Source organism: Rossellomorea vietnamensis NBRC 101237 (genome assembly GCF_001591825.1).
Classification (GTDB): domain Bacteria; phylum Bacillota; class Bacilli; order Bacillales; family Bacillaceae_B; genus Rossellomorea; species Rossellomorea vietnamensis.
Genome location: NZ_BCVQ01000046.1, coordinates 14,823 through 31,318, shown reverse-complemented (window position 1 = coordinate 31,318; position 16,496 = coordinate 14,823). Strand labels below are relative to the sequence as shown.

The window sequence follows — 16,496 nt, the reverse complement described above, 5'->3', positions numbered from 1 at the left end:
GTGAGGACCCGCTTTTTTATGTGGAAATTTGTAGAAAAAATAATGAAGAAAAGAGTTTACTTTAGGGCGAGAATTGGATATACTAACCAATGTAAGAAAAAAATCACAAGAGGGAGGTCGAAGAAAATGTTCGTGCTTATTGGAAAAAAAGACACAACTTCATATTGTTTTGATCATTCGACCGCTTGTGGGATGTTTTCTGCTTAATTTGAATTTCATTCAATAATAGCCACAGGGAGAATGTAGATCCCTGTGGCTTTTTTGTGCCACAAGGGTCAGTCGCTTTGTGGCTATTTACTATGCCCTGCATACTTGCAGGAACGTTGAAAGGGGTGATATTGTATGACACTGAATCTTTTATTTATAACAGTAACCTTCAATAAGAAACAGGAAACCTTTGAAGAAGCTTCTCATCATGAAATGGTTTTAAAAAGCTATGAAGAAACGAAAACAAAGCAGCACTCTATGCCTCAAATGTTTTAATCCTAAAAAAACCAACACATGGAGAGGAGAATGAAAAATGATTTATGTACAGGAGAAAATGCTGAATGCGCTATGGGTAGAGAAGGATACTGCCTAACGAACCAGAAGGTGGTGGAGAGATGTTTTTGAATATTGTCATTTGGTCCGCTTTCTTCCATAGAAAGAAGACCCGTGAACTTAAATAACCAATGAAGGAGGACCCCCTATGACCGGGGGTCCTCCTTTTGTCTTCGGTCACATATCTGTCAATACTTAGTAAAGAGTTGTTCACGAATGGGAGGGGAATATCCGTTTTTTCGTGATACATTAATAGTAGGAAATGCAATTTAATGAGGGAGAGGATGACAATGTTTTCAATGATCATGGGTCTTATCCTGACGTCTGTAATTGGTTTGATCATTTCGGCTGAAGTCAGTGTAGAGTAGAAAATAAAGAAAAGCGGTCCCGGGACCGCTTTTCTTTATTAGGATTTATTCCTTTTTTCTTTTTCCTCCCGGTAGAATTCATGAAACATTTTCATGAGGGCACGCTTTTCGATCCTTGAGACGTAGCTTCTCGAAATCCCCAGTTCTTTTGCAATTTCCCTCTGCGTTTTTTCTTCTTTTAAATCCAGACCGAAACGCCCGACGATGACTTCCTTTTCCCTTTCGTCCAGTACGCAAATATATTTTCTCACCTTTTCGAGTTCCATGCTTAACTGAATCGTGTCGATGACATCATCGCTCTCCGATTTCAAGATATCGATCAAGCTGATTTCATTTCCTTCTTTATCCTGGCCGATGGGATCGTGGAGTGAGACATCTTTCTTGGTTTTCTTCAGGGCACGGAGGTGCATGAGGATTTCATTCTCGATACATCGTGCCGCATAGGTGGCAAGCTTGGTTCCCTTTCCTTCAGAATAACTTTCGATCGCTTTGATCAATCCGATGGTGCCGATGGAAATCAAATCTTCTGGATCTTCGCCTGTGTTTTCGAATTTCTTGACGATATGGGCAACCAACCTGAGATTATGTTCGATGAGCATGTTGCGGGCGTGTTCATCCCCTTCCGCCATCAGCTTTAGATATTTTCGTTCATCTGCCGCGGATAATGGTTGCGGAAAGGCATTATTCTTAACGTAAGAAACGAGGAAAATTAACTCCTTAAAGAAATAACCCAGTGCTGTTAGAACTCCAGACATATTTCCACCTCCATGAGGACTTGAGCCTATATTCATTCATATGTTTATAAGGGGATGTCCTTGCATGTCCGGTGAAAGTAATCGGGAATTGGAACATTTTTTTCCAAGTTGAATTCTATAATAAAGATGCAAACTGCCTATACGCTCCTTCCCTATGTACATATACTGATAGTAAAAGTGAGTGAGGAGGTATGGGCATGCCTTATGGATATCCTTGTTACGGACCAGTCTATCCAGGTTGCTATGGCGGCGGGGGATTCTACTTTGCGTTAATCGTTGTATTGCTAATCTTGCTTTTCCTATTTGGTGGCTGGTGGTACGTCAATAACTATAACTGTTGTTAGCCTGATGGGTATGAAATAAATACACAAAGAGAGCCCTGGTCTCGTGTGAACAGGGCTCTCTTGTATACCTTACATCTTCTTCAATGTAAAGGGGCTGACCATCAATACAGATAGTGTGATGGTCATGCACACGATCAGCACACTTGAGACAAATGGAATAAGAAGATAGCTCAAGGTCAGTAAACAGCCGGCTGCTGTAATGGGAAGACCGGTAAAATAGCCGTCATTTTCCGAAATGTTGAAGCGGGCCAAACGGTAAGCACCACACGCTACATACAAAATGGTGAAGAACATGCCGGGATAGTCAAACTGGCTGAGAACGGCCGTATACATAAGTAATGCAGGGGCCACACCAAAGGAAATGATGTCGCTCATGGAATCCAGCTGCTTTCCTAATTCCGACTCGATGTTTAACTTTCTTGCCACTAATCCATCGAACCTGTCGGTCAAGGCAGCGATGAAAATGAGGATCAAGCTAAGATGTAATTGGTTATGAAGAACGGAAATAATAGCAAAACCACCTAATGATAAATTCGAAAGGGTAATCAGGTTGGCTGTTTGGGTTTTAAGCTTTTTGAACGTTTGATCGAGTACCCCGGAGAGAAACAATCATCACTCACTCCTTCTTTTAAGTTTGCTCACTGTTGAACAAGATTCGTGCTGAAGTATGCCTTGACGAGTACCTGTTCACCTGGTTAACGTTGATGGTTAACACGATGCAGTGAAAAAAGATCCTTATTCATATAGTATATAATTATATTTTATTATATACTTATTAAACTGTTAAAGTTAATCGTTTTTTACATTGAGTGGACCATTTGACTGGACAGTAGGTCAGTAAATTGACATGTAATGCTTCAGGAGCATATATTCCATAAAAAAGAGGACGGATTTTATATAAATCCGTCCCGTTTCATGTTAGTATTCTACGAAGTAGCTTTTATTTTATTTGTAAGAGATCGACGGTGAATTTCCATTTCGATGAGGCGAATGAATTCTGTATTGAGTTTCAGTTCCAACGCTTTGTAATAAGAATCAATCAACAGTTCGTCCGATAATTTCCTCATTAATGCCACCTCCATTACTCATCATCTTTTTATTCGAAACTTAATGTAAGTACGTTTTTTAGTAGTAATGTAACTTTACCAAAATTTTTTTTGCAGAACAAGCGTTCCGTTATCCACAGTTCATGGTGGATAAGTTGTGACTAACTTGTATATAACTGGTAAATAAAGCTTATTTGAGTTCTGTATAATGTGAATAAGGTTATCCACAAGGTTGAAGAAAGCTGGAAATTTGTCGAAAAATATTTATTTTTTATCGGTATATGTTTGGAATTACAGGAATATATATGATTTATTTTGAATCTGTATGTAAAATTGGTTATCATTAATCTGTTATAGGTTAAAGGTATACTATAGAAATCGTTTCTCGATATCATTTAATGAAACTATATCGAAAGCAGTTCATCATATAATCGATAAAGAAATTTGAGGTGTAGCATGTGATCAAGCAATTTTTACCCAATGAACAGGTCCAGGATATTTTTACTATCACCCCGGGGCATCTGAAGGAAAAAGGGATCAAGGCAATCATTACCGATTTGGATAATACGTTGGTGGAGTGGGACAGGCCAAACGCCACCCCGAAATTGATCCAGTGGTTCAAGGAAATGCAGGAGCAGGGGATCCTTGTGACCATCGTATCCAACAACAATAAAAACCGCGTGGGGGCATTCGCCGAACCTTTGGGTGTGCCATTCATCTTTCAGGCACGAAAGCCCATGGGACGTGCTTTTAAGAAAGCGATCAACCAAATGGGTGTAAAGAAGGAAGAGGCGGTTGTCATCGGCGATCAGCTATTAACGGACGTATTGGGTGGAAATCGCAGTGGCTTCCACACGATACTGGTCGTACCTGTGGCTCAATCGGATGGTTTTTTTACAAAATTCAATCGTCAGGTAGAACGCAGAATCATGAAGTTTTTCAAGCGTAAAGGCATGCTTGAGTGGGAGGATAAACAGTGAGTGGAGTTGTATGTATAGGTTGCGGCGTTGAAATTCAGACGGAAAATAAAGAAGGCTTGGGCTATGCCCCTCCTTCGGCTCTTCAAAAAGAAGAAATCATCTGTCAGCGCTGTTTCAGATTAAAGCATTATAATGAAGTCCAGGATGTTCCGTTGACCGATGATGACTTCCTGAAAATACTGAATGAGCTTGGTGACTCTGAAGGGCTTATAGTCAAAGTGGTGGACATCTTTGACTTTAATGGTAGCTGGCTGCCGGGACTCCACAGGTTCGTAGGGTCCAATCCGATTCTTCTGATAGGAAACAAGGTGGATCTCTTGCCTAAGTCGGTGAAGCACTCTAAGCTGATTCATTGGATGAAGCATGAAGCGAGTCAACTGGGATTGAAACCGATCGATGTTCAATTGGTGAGTGCAGCCAAGGGACAGGGGATCTCAGAAGCAATCGAAGCGATCGAGGAATATCGGAATGGAAAAGATGTTTACGTGGTAGGATGTACAAACGTAGGGAAATCCACGTTCATCAATCGCATCATCAAACATGTCTCAGGAGAGCAGGATGTCATCACGACTTCCCATTTCCCTGGTACGACTCTTGATATGATTCAAATTCCATTGGATGATGAAGAATCATTGATTGATACACCCGGCATCATCAATCATCATCAGATGGCCCACTTTGTAGATAAACAGGATTTGAAAATCATTACGCCTAAAAAAGAAATCAAGCCAAGGACGTTCCAGTTGAACCCGGAACAAACGTTGTTCTTCGGCGGATTGGCCCGTTTTGATTTCATGGCGGGTGAGCGTCAGCCGTTTACCTGCTATTTCTCAAATGAGCTGTCCATCCATCGGACGAAGATTGAAAAGGCGGATGAACTCTATAAAAATCATGCGGGGGAATTATTGCAGCCACCAAGAAAAGACGATATGGATACGTTCCCTCCACTTGTAAGGCACGAGTTCAGGATCAAAGAACCGAAAACAGATATCGTTTTCTCAGGTTTGGGATGGATCACCGTCAATGATGCTGGAGCGACGATTGCCGCTCACGTCCCGAAAGGTGTCAGCGTGTTCTTAAGAAAATCACTGATCTAGGAGGGTTTCTGTGGCTCTTTATGGTGTAATTGGGGATCCGATTGCTCACTCTATGTCGCCCCTGATGCATAATAGTGCGTTTAAAGATAATGGAATCAACGCTGAATACGTTCGATTTCATGTGAAGAAAGAGCAGCTACCCGACGCCATCCGTGGAATCAAAGCTTTGGGTATTAAGGGAGTGAACGTGACGGTTCCTCATAAAGAACATGTCATGTCTCTCCTCGATGGGATTGATCCATTGGCAAAGGCAATCGGTGCTGTCAACACGATTGTAAATGAAAATGGCAAGCTGATCGGGTATAATACAGACGGTCTTGGATTTGTTGAAGGCTTGAAGAAGGTAGCCGGTGAGGGTCTGGAAAACAAGTCTATGCTGATCATCGGGGCCGGCGGTGCAGCCCGGGCCATCTATTATACACTTGCCTCTTCGGGTGTGGGGAAGATCGATGTAACCAACCGTACCCCGGGCAGGGCTGAGAAGATGATGGATGCCTGTCCGTTTCCGTTAGATTCTTCGTTCCTTACCCTTGAAGCTGCTGAGAACGAATTGCACGATTATGATGTCATCATCCAGACGACATCCATCGGCATGTTTCCTCATATTGAAGACAGTCCTATAAAGGTCAATAAATTAAAGCAGGGAAGCATCGTCTCGGATATCATTTATAATCCACTTGAAACAACATTATTGAAACAGGCGAAGCAAAAAGGTGCCCTGACTCAGAACGGGCTTGATATGTTCGTTTACCAGGGAGCACTCTCATTTAAGAAATGGACAGGAATCTTTCCGTCCTATTCCATTATGAGAGACACCGTTTTACAACAACTAGGAGGTTAACATGTTAACAGGTAAACAAAAAAGGTTTTTACGTTCAGAAGCACATCACTTAAATCCGGTTTTTCAAGTAGGAAAAGGCGGAGTCAACGATAATATGATTAAAACGATCGGAGAAGCAATCGAGACGAGGGAATTGATGAAAATCAGCATCCTTCAAAATTGTGATATGGATAAGACAGAGGTTGCACAAGAGCTTTCGGAAGGTGTAGGAGCTGAAATTGTCCAGATTATCGGAAATACCATTGTCCTGTACAAAGAATCGAAAGAAAATAAGCAATTAATCCTGCCAAGATAAGGATCGATACGATGGTGAAAAAAAAGGTTGGACTTCTGGGAGGTACTTTCAATCCTCCCCATATGGGTCACTTGGTCATTGCAGATCAAGTGTTGGAAAAGGCACAATTAGATGAAATCCGCTTTCTGCCAAACTCTGTACCTCCCCATAAACAGGTGGATGAAAGGGTGACCGTGGACCAGCGTCTTCGGATGCTGGAGGCAGCCATCAAGGGGCATCCACGTTTTTCGATTGAACGGATCGAACTCGAAAGACAGGGTGCCTCCTACACATATGATACCATCAAGCTTTTGATGGAAAGAGAAGAGAATACCCAATTTTCGTTTATCATAGGCGGGGATATGATCGAGTATCTCCCAAAATGGTATAAAATCGAAGAGTTGCAGAATATGGTGAAGTTCATCGGGGTCAATCGACCGGATTATTCCCATGAGACACCCTATGACGTACAAGTGATTGAAGTGCCGGCCGTCGATCTTTCTTCCTCATACATTCGTGACACAATAAAAAAGGGACAAACGGTTCGCTATTTGGTTCCGGACGATGTGTATCGATTGATCAAGGAGGAGAAGTTATATGAATAGGGAAAAAGCGCTGGAGCTGGTTAAAGAGCATTTGACAGAACATCGCTACATTCACACATGTGGAGTCATGGAGACGAGCATCGAGCTTGCGAAACGGTATGGAGCCGATGAGAAAAAGGCTGAAACAGCTGCAATTTTTCATGACTATGCAAAGTTCCGGGATAAACAGGAAATGCAGGGGATCATTGAAAGGGAGAATCTTTCAAAGGATCTGTTACTGTATAATGGCGAGTTATGGCACGCGCCTGTAGGAGCTATCCTGGTCGAACGCGAGATCGGGATAGAAGACCGTGATATCCTGGATGCCATCCGCTTCCATACTTCCGGGAAAGAGGGGATGACGGTACTCGACAAGGTGGTTTATTTAGCCGACTATATTGAGCCGAATCGCAGGTTCCCCGGTGTGGAAGAAGTGAGGGAGCTTGCCAAGGAATCATTGGACCTGGCACTCATAAAAGCTCTTCAGAATACAATCACGTTTCTTATGAAAAAAAATCAAGCGATCTATCCGGATACATTTCGCTTTTACAATGAACTGACATTAAATCAGAGGAGATGAAGGAATGGAACAAAATTTAGTAGAATTAGCATTTAAAGCGGCTGATGATAAACGCGCTGAGGATATTGTTGTATTAGATATGAAAGGTGTTTCGTTGATTGCGGATTATTTCCTGATCTGTCACGGTAATTCAGACAAACAGGTACAGGCGATCGCGCGTGAATTGAAAGACGCAGCAGAAGAAAAGGGATACACAGTGAAACGACTGGAAGGATTCGATCAGGCACGCTGGATCCTGGTTGATTTAGGAGATGTCGTCGCTCACGTATTCCATAAAGAAGAAAGAGGTTACTATAATCTTGAACGTTTATGGGGAGATGCATCATTCGTCGAGGTTGGACAAGGTGAGAACCTGTAAATGAGTTATGAGCGTTTTGCTTATGTATACGATTATTTAATGCAGGACGTCCCATACGATGGCTGGTTGGAGTATGTGAACCGCCAGGCAGAGCGTCACCAGGGGAAAAGGGTTCTTGATATCGCTTGTGGAACCGGGGAATTATCATTGAGACTTGCACGGGATGGATATGATGTGACGGGGGTCGACTTGTCTCAGGACATGCTCACCATCGCCCAGGAAAAGGCATCGGCACAGAATGTCCATATCCAGTTGTTTCAGCAGGATATGTCGAGGCTCGATTCCCTTGGTGAATACGACATCATTACGATTTTTTGTGATTCATTGAATTACCTAAAAGACGAGAGTGACGTGAAGAGCACATTTAAAGGGGTTTATCGTCACCTGAAGCAGGATGGGCTATTCCTTTTTGATGTGCATTCCATTTTCAAAATGACGCAGATATTCATGAACCAAACCTTTACCCTTACGGATGATCACGTATCCTATATATGGGATTGCTTCCCCGGTGAAGTTCCCAATAGTGTGGAACATGAACTGACTTTTTTCGTGGAAGATGAAGAAACCGGACAGTACGAGAGAGTGGAAGAGCTGCACAAACAGCGTACCTATCCACTCCTTATGATAAAGGAGTGGCTCCGTGGCAACGGTTTCGAGGTTTTGAATATCACTGCTGACTTTACGGAAGAATCTCCGACTGACAAGAGTGAGAGAATCTTCTTTGCGTGTAAAAAGAAATAATCAAAAGCCGGGTCGCCTCATGAATGAGGACGACCCGGCTTATCTTCGTTTACGGCAGGACGGCAGAAAAAAGAAGGAATAAATCAATTTATGTCGAAGTATAAAAAGAGGAGTCACTCTAGACCCCGAATTGTGATTTGGTTCCTTCAATATCATCCACGAATTTTTCTTGTGTGGCTTCAAAAAGTTTCTCGAAAACATCTCCCAGTTCTCTTTCCATTACAGAAATCCCGATCCCGGTCACCCCTCCTTTTACACAAACCTTTTCTTGAAGTGTCGGCAACGTATAAATATTCTTCTTTAACAGATCCCCAAGACCGACCAGCATTTCAGATGCGAGGACAGTTGCGGTTTCATGATCAATCTCTGTCACTTCCACTGCTGCATCAATGAACCGCTGCGTCACATAACTGAAAAAAGCCGGCCCGCAGCTGACGATATCAGATGCTACCCGAGTTACATTTTCATCAATCTCGACTGGAGTAGAGATATGTCCGGCAATCTTCGTTAATTCCCGTCTCCATTTATCTGAACAATGACTTCCATATGTTAAAAGGGACACACCGCTCAGTGCGCGGTTGGTGATACTTGGAATGAATCGTGCGCAGGAACAGGGTAATAAGGATTCCAACTGATTCACACTTACCGGGCTTGTGATGGAAACGACACATTTGTCCTTCGTGAAATTTTTCTTATTCTCTTGAATCACATCATATACATCATGCGGCTTGACGCAGATGAAGACCAGATCAGATGAAGAAATGACGTCTTCATTCGTGCGACCTATGTTCACGTTGCGGAATTTCTCTTTTATATCCTCGACTTTTTTTAATGAACGATTCGTAATATGAAGATGTGAAGGAGAAATCGCCTGTGATTCAATGAGAGCTTCAATAATGATTTTCCCCATGTTTCCCGTTCCGATGATACCTATTTTCATGTTCAGCCCTCCTTCTTTCCCACTCTCTCCTAAAAGGTATGAATTCCATGCAATGAATATTCCACCAGAGGTGATTTCCATGCAGTCCTTAATCGAAAAGTACCGAACGATCCTTGTGATCCTCGCGATTTGTGCCGTTTTCCTGATTGGGTATATTTTAAAAAATACCTCACAACCTCCTGTTAAAGAACCTTCCTTTATTGCAGCAGCAAAAGTGAAGGTGCCTGAAAATCCTGAAGAACCTGAAAAAGCGAAGAGTCCTGAAACAGTGTATGTGGACGTTAAGGGAGAAGTGGTGAATCCCGGTCTTTATGAAGTCAAGCAGGGGGACAGGCTTAAGTTCGTCATAGACAGGGCCGGGGGATTCACAAAGGATGCAGACAAAAAATTGATGAATCTTGCCGTGAAAGTTACGGACGAAATGATGATCTATGTCCCAAAAAACGGTGAAATGGAAACGACGCCGCAGTCGCTTCCTGTCCCTGTTTCTCAAGGAGCAGAATCAGGCGAGGGTAAACTTAATATCAATACAGCCTCACAAGCCGAATTCGAAACCCTTCCCGGAATAGGACCATCGAAAGCGGCCACCTTTATCCAATATCGTGAAGAACAAGGTCCGTTCAGCTCTATTGAAGAAATAACAAACATTTCAGGAATTGGAGAAAAAACGTTCGAGAAATTAAAAGAACATATTTTTGTCCAATGATTGACGAAGGCAGGAAGTCTTTATACACTTAAACAAGCATTAAAATAAAGAGCAGAACAAAAGAAGGGAGAATGGTGATGGAAAGAATCGCATGGCATCAATATTTCATGGCTCAGAGTCAACTGCTGGCCCTCCGCAGCACGTGTACGAGACTGGCGGTGGGAGCAACCGTCGTCCGGGATAAGCGGATCATAGCAGGAGGCTATAACGGCTCCATAGCCGGTGGAGATCATTGTATAGATGAAGGGTGCTATGTCATTGACAATCACTGTGTGAGGACCATCCACGCAGAAATGAATGCACTCCTACAATGTTCCAAGTTCGGGGTCGGGACGGAGGATGCGGACATATACGTCACGCACTTTCCTTGCCTTCAATGCTGCAAGGCGCTCATCCAGGCAGGCATCAAAACGGTTTACTATGCAAAAGATTATAAAAATCATCCGTACGCCATCGAGCTGTTCGAGAAGGCAGGCGTCCATGTGGAAAAAGTACCTTTCCAGGAAAGCAGTATCGATGTAAAACACAAGGAAAAGGCAACACTCATGATCCAGTTGATAGAAGATCTGCGGCAGCAGGGGCTTCCGGAGGAGAAGATTCGTCATTATGAGCAAGAATACATAAAGCTTTTTAATGAATAGGGGCCTATGCGTTTATTTGGCGTTATCGGTTCTATCAGGGACTTTGCTGGCACTTCAATTCTTTTGGGGTGCTGTCGTCCTTGTTCTCCTCCTCCTTTCCCTTTTCCTCAGAAAAATGCCCCGACCCATCCTTATCGTTTCATTCCTCCTAGTGACCGTTTCCTTCTTTCACTCCTTTTTACATGAGGAAAACCAGAAATCAGATTTCCCCCCTCAGTCTGAACCGTCCACCCAACAAGTGTTTATAGATGATATCCCCACCATTGACGGAAGCACCTTTGTTTCATTTGCAAAAGTAGAAAATGAAAAAATCCTGATTCGTTATTATTTTGATACCGAAGAGGAAAAAAGGCTGTTTGCAGAAGTGAGTCCTGGAAGTGTTTGCAAAGTAAAAGGACAGTTGGCAGAACCTCCACACGGTAAAAATCCACATTCCTTCGATTATAAAGACTATCTGTCCCATCAAGGGGTGTATTGGATCCTTGAAGTACAGGAATTTGAGGGATGTGTGGATCGAAGCACCTGGAAACATGGCCTTACACAGCTTAGATTTCAGGGGTTGAAAAGAATTGAACGGGAGTTTCCCCCTTCAACGGTTGGTATCACTCAGGCATTACTGTTCGGTGAGACAGGGATGATTACAGAGGATACCATGAAGGCATTCAGGGAGCTCGGTGTCGTTCATCTCCTTGCCATTTCAGGTCTACATGTGGGACTCTTGTTTGCGATACTTCATTACCTTTTATTAAGGGTTGGCCTGACTAGGGAAGCGGCATCCTTGACAGGCATTCTATTTCTTCTATGTTATATCGTATTGACCGGTGGCTCTCCCTCTGTTTTACGGGCATCCTTCATGCTGATCATTCTCATCCTCGGTAAACAAACCTCCAGGAATATTGGTGTAATCGATAGCCTGGCCACAGTGTTCCTCGTCATTGTCTTATACGAACCTTTCTCGGTTTTCAATGTGGGCTTTCAGCTCTCATTCGCCGTCAGTTTTTCACTTGTACTTTCTTCCCGGACCATTTTACAGAGTTCTTCTTCCTTTAAACAAATGGTCTCCGTCACAATGGTGGCCCAATTATCTTCACTCCCCTTCGTGATCTATCATTTCTATGAGTTCTCTCTGATCGGTTTTTTGACGAATCTCTTTTATGTCCCGCTTTTTTCCATCGTCATCCTCCCGATGGCCATCCTCACCTATCTCTTTATTTCAGTAGTATCGTCCGGATGGGCCATGATCCCTTATCAAATTCTGCTGGAAGGAATTCAATGGTTATCCTCAACCATTGCTTCTTTACCATTTAGCACCTTGGTGATGGGGAGGCCAAATGTTTTTCTTCTCCTGGGGTATCTCATACTGATATATTTCGTATTCGTTGGGATGGAGAAGAAGAAATACCTCTCCGTCGGCCTGCTTTTCCTTTTTACCTTCCTACACCTCTTCTTGAACAACTACCATCCTTATGGAGAAATTGTCTTCATTGATGTGGGTCAGGGCGATGCAACCCTGATCGATCTGCCATACAATCACGGCACTTATTTAATTGATGCAGGAGGGGAAATCCCGTTCCCGAAGGAAGAATGGGAGGAGAAAAAGAACCGTTTTTCGATAGGGGAGGACATTTTGGTGCCTTTTTTAAAAAGCAAAGGAATTACGTCTCTTGATGCATTGATACTAACTCATGGAGATCTAGATCATATAGGCGGAGCGGAAGCAGTATTAGACGAAATGAAAGTAGGAGAACTATTGATCAGTCCCGGCAGCGGGGAGAAGATGGAGGTGGACCGGATTGTCAAGATGGCGCAGGAAAAAAGGATGCCTGTCAAAGAAGTGATGTATCGGGACAACTGGCGTGGAGACCGTAACGGACTGCATATCGTATCCCCCCTTGATAAAGAGTATGAAGGGAATGATGACTCCATTGTTCTATACGGTGAAATCGGCTCAAAGAAATGGTTGTTTACAGGGGATCTGGAGAAGGAAGGGGAAAGAGCGTTCGTTGCAACATTCGATCTACCTGTGGATGTGTTGAAAGTCGGTCATCACGGCAGCAATACGAGTACATCGGAAGCGTTCCTCGATGAAACGGACCCGAGTGTGGCGGTGATCTCTGCGGGAGAAACCAATCGCTTCGGGCATCCTCACCCTGAAGTGGTGGAGCGATTAAAGGAAAGGGGTCTGACAATTTACAATACGGCTGTGAACGGGGCGATCACCTATCGTTTTTGGGATAAAAAAGGAACGTTTTCAGCCCACCTGCCATAGGATGTAGAACAAAACAAATTAAGCGCTAATGAAAAAGGGGCAGACCTATTGCAAAGAATCAGGGCATTCAAACCATCTTTATGATACCGAAAGTACCATATATGGAAGTTGAAGTAACCGTTTTCTTTACAGGCCTGCCTCCTATTTTTCATTAAGATCCGATTAATTTGATCGCTGTTGCAATAATGAACATTAATGCAAAGAATCCAAAAGAAACACCGAAGGCTACACCTGAATCTACTGCATCATTTCTTTTTGATTGTACATTCTTTTCAAATTGGTTCACAATTACCCCTCCTATTTCTATTCTAGTATAGAACAACGCTACTGAAAAATCTATACTTCCCTTTACTTTTTCCTTTACTGACAAGAGTTGTCACCCATAAGTTCATGGTTGGGTGGTGACACTAATCAATACAAAGGAAATACCGTTGACGGATCAGGTTCCTAGGTCTTATCCGTCAACGTTAATATAGATATAGGGGGTGTCCTATAAGAGGGATGTCCCCTTTACCCCTTGCCAAAACCAGAAAGCTTTTTTACCATAGAGTAGAGAAAAGACTTAATGGAGAGTGCTGATTTGGTTATCGATACATGGAAAAAAATAGAGAAATCTCAATTTGCCGCTGTATATTTAGTTTACGGAAATGAGTCATTTATTATTAATGAAACGAAACAAAGAATTGTCTCAAGGGCCATTTCAGAAGAAGAAATGGACTTTAATTTTTCAAGCTATGATCTCGAGGAAACACCGATAGAAGTAGCGATAGAAGACGCAGAAACCTTTCCGTTCATGGGAGAAAGACGAGTCGTCGTTATCCAGAATCCCGTTTTTTTAACTGCTGAAAAAACAAAAGAAAAAGTAGAACATAACATCAAGCGTTTTGAACAATACATACAATCACCTGCACCGTACACGATCCTTGTCATCACGGCGAATTATGAAAAGCTGGACGAGCGTAAAAAGATTACCAAGTCATTAAAAAAGAGTGCTGAGGTGGTCGAAGCCAAAAAGTTGAATGAGCATGAATTGAAATCCTGGGTAAGGGAACGTGCTGCCGGGAATAGTGTACAGATCGACGAAGATGCCGTTGAATTACTGCTGACATTAGCAGGCACCAATCTGATGATGCTCACTCAGGAATTGGATAAGCTTTCTTTGTATGCAAGTGATACGAACCGGATCGATATGGAGGTTGTTGAGCGGTTAACGGCCAGGTCGTTGGAACAAAACATTTTCACGTTAGTGGACAAAGTCGTGCACAGAAGGATCGATGAGGCTTTAAGGATCTATTACGATCTGCTCAAACAAAATGAGGAACCACTCAAAATCCTGGCGATCCTCGCAGGCCAGTTCCGCCTTATTTATGGCACAAAGGAGCTTTCACGCAGAGGCTACGGCCAACAAAAAATTGCCTCGACCTTGAAAGTGCATCCTTTCAGGGTGAAACTAGCAGCCGGGCAGGCGAAGCATTTTAATGATAAGCAGCTGGCCCATATCATCGATACCCTTTCACAAGGGGATTATGAAATCAAATCAGGAAAGATCAAGAAAGAACTGATGATTGAAATGTTTCTGTTTAAACTTCATGATCAAAGTTTTACATAAAAAAACCACCGGACCAATTGGTTCGGTGGTTTTTTTCAATTAGTTCGCTTTTTTCATTAGGCGAGACTTTTGACGATCTGCAGCGTTTTTGTGGATAAGACCTTTTTGAGCTGCTTTGTCTAATTGACGTACCGCTTCAGTTACTAGATCTTTCGCATTATCAGCGCTGTTAGTCGCTGCTGCTTCTGCTTTCTTGATAGCAGTACGCATAGTAGATTTTACTGCAGCGTTTTGAGCGTTACGCTCGTTGCTTGTTTTTACGCGTTTAATAGCTGATTTGATATTTGGCATTCCTGTCACCTCCTATAAAAGGATCGAGATTCTATGTGACTCGATTTAAATTCCTAAACAATAAGAACAAATGATATTTTATCAAACGGACAGTGATATTGCAATACTATGGAACGAAATTAAACAAGTGAATGAACACATACCAAAAAGGTAAACATAAAAAAATACTGGATAATATCCCAAGCCTGGAGGTAGAGTCACAATGAAAAAAGAAGAAATCGATCTTAGTAAATATTCCATTCGTACTGATCTTGCCGTGGAAGCAAAAGAAATGGTGGATGCAAATAAAGCGGAAAACACGTCTTCCATTCAGGGTGTGATGTTTAAAGAAAGAGAAGAGGATGGAGTGAAGGTTTCCCTGGTCACGGTGACACCTGAAGGGGAAGAAAAAATCGGCAAGAAACCGGGAAACTATTTAACCATAGAGGCTCATGGTATACGTGAAGAAAATACAGAGCTGCAGCAGCGGGTTGAAAAGGTATTCGCCAATGAACTTAGCCAATTCTTGATTAATAACAAAATCAGCAAAAATGCAAGTTGCTTAATTGTTGGTCTCGGAAACTGGAATGTGACTCCTGATTCCCTCGGACCACGGGTATGTGAAGATGTCATTGTGACGAGGCACTTATTTGAACTTCAGCCTGAATCGGTGGAAGAAGGGTATCGACCGGTTAGTGCCCTCGTTCCGGGTGTAATGGGACTGACAGGGATTGAAACGAGCGATATCATTTTCGGAGTGGTGGAAAAATCCAAACCCGACTTTATCATCGCCATCGACGCCCTGGCTTCCCGGTCGATTGAACGCGTCAATGCGACCATCCAAATATCAGATACCGGAATCCATCCGGGGTCTGGAGTGGGGAATAAACGAAAAGGGCTGGATCAGGAAACATTGGGTGTCCCGGTCATTGCCATCGGTGTTCCGACTGTACTTGATGCTGTCACAATCGTCAGCGATACAGTCGATTTCCTCTTGAAACATTTTGGAAAAGAAATGAGAGAAGGCGACCGTCCATCAAGATCGCTTGCGCCGGCAGGATTAAGCTTCGGTGAGAGAAGGAAATTGACAGAGGAAGATCTCCCGGAGGAAAAGCATCGCCAAACATTCATGGGGATCGTCGGGACCCTTGAAGATCAGGAGAAACGAAAACTGATTCATGAAGTCCTGTCTCCCCTCGGCCATAACCTGATGGTCACACCGAAAGAAGTGGATGTGTTCATGGAGGACATGTCGAATCTCATCGCAAGCGGACTCAATGCGGCGCTCCATGATGCGGTGAATCAGGAGAATACGGGGTATCAGACAAGATAAAAGAAGTTGGATTATTACGCCTCGAGGGGGAATGTGGACCTCGAGGCGTTTTTAGTATGGGGAAAAGTTGTCCCTTTCTCATCAAAATCCATCCGAAAGCAACTTCCCATCATGAAAAATACTAGACTCCACCGTTTAACTTTCGACCAATCATCTCATAATGACTACTACATACAGTTCTACTATCTCTATCATTGTCATAGGTTGTACTAGAGTAGAG

20 protein-coding genes are annotated in these 16,496 nt (G+C 43.0%); 14 read left to right on the top strand and 6 right to left on the bottom strand.

Annotated elements, in window-relative coordinates; all coding sequences use genetic code 11:
• Positions 1-342: 342 nt before the first annotated feature.
• Positions 343-483 (top strand): YrzI family small protein, encoded by a 141-nt coding sequence (locus tag BVI01S_RS22270; protein ID WP_079531758.1) that lies wholly within the window; start codon positions 343-345, stop codon positions 481-483.
• Positions 484-946: 463 nt separating this feature from the next.
• Here BVI01S_RS22270 and sigK read toward each other — a convergent pair whose 3' ends face one another.
• The 3 genes from sigK to BVI01S_RS17920 form a co-directional block, all read right to left on the bottom strand.
• Positions 947-1,663: an RNA polymerase sporulation sigma factor SigK gene (sigK, locus tag BVI01S_RS17930; RefSeq protein ID WP_034757411.1), complete on the bottom strand. Its 717-nt coding sequence runs from the start codon at positions 1,661-1,663 to the stop codon at positions 947-949.
• A 413-nt stretch (positions 1,664-2,076) separates the two neighbouring features.
• Complete coding sequence (pssA, locus tag BVI01S_RS17925) at positions 2,077-2,616, bottom strand: CDP-diacylglycerol--serine O-phosphatidyltransferase (protein ID WP_034757414.1); 540 nt, start codon at positions 2,614-2,616, stop codon at positions 2,077-2,079.
• A 317-nt stretch (positions 2,617-2,933) separates the two neighbouring features.
• A complete protein-coding gene (locus BVI01S_RS17920) occupies positions 2,934-3,074 on the bottom strand; it encodes a sporulation histidine kinase inhibitor Sda (RefSeq protein WP_034757416.1) in 141 nt (46 codons plus the stop codon).
• Between the two features lie 437 nt (positions 3,075-3,511).
• Between BVI01S_RS17920 and BVI01S_RS17915 the strand changes: the two genes are divergently transcribed.
• The 8 genes from BVI01S_RS17915 to BVI01S_RS17880 are packed head-to-tail and all read left to right on the top strand — an operon-like array spanning position 3,512 to position 8,508.
• Positions 3,512-4,033 (top strand): YqeG family HAD IIIA-type phosphatase, encoded by a 522-nt coding sequence (locus tag BVI01S_RS17915; RefSeq protein WP_034757419.1) that lies wholly within the window; start codon positions 3,512-3,514, stop codon positions 4,031-4,033.
• Entirely contained in the window at positions 4,030-5,130 is a 1,101-nt protein-coding gene (yqeH, locus tag BVI01S_RS17910; RefSeq protein ID WP_034757423.1) for a ribosome biogenesis GTPase YqeH, read from the top strand. The genes BVI01S_RS17915 and yqeH overlap by 4 nt, the downstream gene beginning before the upstream one ends.
• Positions 5,131-5,140: 10 nt before the next feature.
• Entirely contained in the window at positions 5,141-5,971 is an 831-nt protein-coding gene (aroE, locus tag BVI01S_RS17905) for a shikimate dehydrogenase (protein ID WP_034757426.1), read from the top strand.
• A 1-nt stretch (position 5,972) separates the two neighbouring features.
• Positions 5,973-6,266 carry a ribosome assembly RNA-binding protein YhbY gene (gene yhbY, locus BVI01S_RS17900; RefSeq protein WP_034757429.1) on the top strand — a complete coding sequence of 98 codons (294 nt, stop codon included), beginning with the start codon at positions 5,973-5,975 and terminating at the stop codon, positions 6,264-6,266.
• Positions 6,267-6,277: 11 nt separating this feature from the next.
• Positions 6,278-6,850, top strand: a complete 573-nt coding sequence (locus BVI01S_RS17895) for a nicotinate-nucleotide adenylyltransferase (RefSeq protein WP_061811135.1) — start codon at positions 6,278-6,280, stop codon at positions 6,848-6,850.
• Positions 6,843-7,409: a bis(5'-nucleosyl)-tetraphosphatase (symmetrical) YqeK gene (yqeK, locus tag BVI01S_RS17890; RefSeq protein WP_034757432.1), complete on the top strand. Its 567-nt coding sequence runs from the start codon at positions 6,843-6,845 to the stop codon at positions 7,407-7,409. The genes BVI01S_RS17895 and yqeK overlap by 8 nt, the downstream gene beginning before the upstream one ends.
• Positions 7,410-7,413: 4 nt before the next feature.
• Positions 7,414-7,767 (top strand): ribosome silencing factor, encoded by a 354-nt coding sequence (gene rsfS, locus BVI01S_RS17885; protein WP_034757434.1) that lies wholly within the window; start codon positions 7,414-7,416, stop codon positions 7,765-7,767.
• A complete protein-coding gene (locus BVI01S_RS17880; RefSeq protein WP_034757437.1) occupies positions 7,768-8,508 on the top strand; it encodes a class I SAM-dependent DNA methyltransferase in 741 nt (246 codons plus the stop codon). It begins immediately after the preceding gene.
• 118 nt (positions 8,509-8,626) lie between these two features.
• Here the strand turns inward: BVI01S_RS17880 and comER are convergent, their stop codons facing one another.
• Complete coding sequence (comER, locus tag BVI01S_RS17875; RefSeq protein ID WP_061811137.1) at positions 8,627-9,448, bottom strand: late competence protein ComER; 822 nt, start codon at positions 9,446-9,448, stop codon at positions 8,627-8,629.
• Positions 9,449-9,527: 79 nt separating this feature from the next.
• Between comER and BVI01S_RS22265 the strand changes: the two genes are divergently transcribed.
• The 3 genes from BVI01S_RS22265 to BVI01S_RS17860 all read left to right on the top strand — a co-directional run bounded on the left by BVI01S_RS22265 (position 9,528) and on the right by BVI01S_RS17860 (position 13,064).
• Positions 9,528-10,154 carry a helix-hairpin-helix domain-containing protein gene (locus BVI01S_RS22265; RefSeq protein ID WP_034760530.1) on the top strand — a complete coding sequence of 209 codons (627 nt, stop codon included), beginning with the start codon at positions 9,528-9,530 and terminating at the stop codon, positions 10,152-10,154.
• Positions 10,155-10,231: 77 nt separating this feature from the next.
• Entirely contained in the window at positions 10,232-10,795 is a 564-nt protein-coding gene (locus BVI01S_RS17865; RefSeq protein WP_034760531.1) for a ComE operon protein 2, read from the top strand.
• 16 nt (positions 10,796-10,811) lie between these two features.
• A complete protein-coding gene (locus tag BVI01S_RS17860) occupies positions 10,812-13,064 on the top strand; it encodes a DNA internalization-related competence protein ComEC/Rec2 (protein ID WP_051758196.1) in 2,253 nt (750 codons plus the stop codon).
• Between the two features lie 151 nt (positions 13,065-13,215).
• On the opposite strand, the gene BVI01S_RS22260 is transcribed toward BVI01S_RS17860, so the two are convergent.
• Positions 13,216-13,350 carry a YqzM family protein gene (locus BVI01S_RS22260; RefSeq protein ID WP_034757445.1) on the bottom strand — a complete coding sequence of 45 codons (135 nt, stop codon included), beginning with the start codon at positions 13,348-13,350 and terminating at the stop codon, positions 13,216-13,218.
• A gap of 294 nt (positions 13,351-13,644) precedes the next feature.
• Here BVI01S_RS22260 and holA point away from each other — a divergent pair, with 294 nt between their 5' ends.
• Complete coding sequence (gene holA / locus BVI01S_RS17855; RefSeq protein ID WP_061811134.1) at positions 13,645-14,673, top strand: DNA polymerase III subunit delta; 1,029 nt, start codon at positions 13,645-13,647, stop codon at positions 14,671-14,673.
• A gap of 39 nt (positions 14,674-14,712) precedes the next feature.
• Here the strand turns inward: holA and rpsT are convergent, their stop codons facing one another.
• Positions 14,713-14,964 carry a 30S ribosomal protein S20 gene (rpsT, locus tag BVI01S_RS17850; RefSeq protein ID WP_034757447.1) on the bottom strand — a complete coding sequence of 84 codons (252 nt, stop codon included), beginning with the start codon at positions 14,962-14,964 and terminating at the stop codon, positions 14,713-14,715.
• A gap of 202 nt (positions 14,965-15,166) precedes the next feature.
• Here rpsT and gpr point away from each other — a divergent pair, with 202 nt between their 5' ends.
• Positions 15,167-16,276, top strand: a complete 1,110-nt coding sequence (gene gpr / locus BVI01S_RS17845; protein ID WP_061811133.1) for a GPR endopeptidase — start codon at positions 15,167-15,169, stop codon at positions 16,274-16,276.
• Positions 16,277-16,496 lie beyond the last annotated feature (220 nt).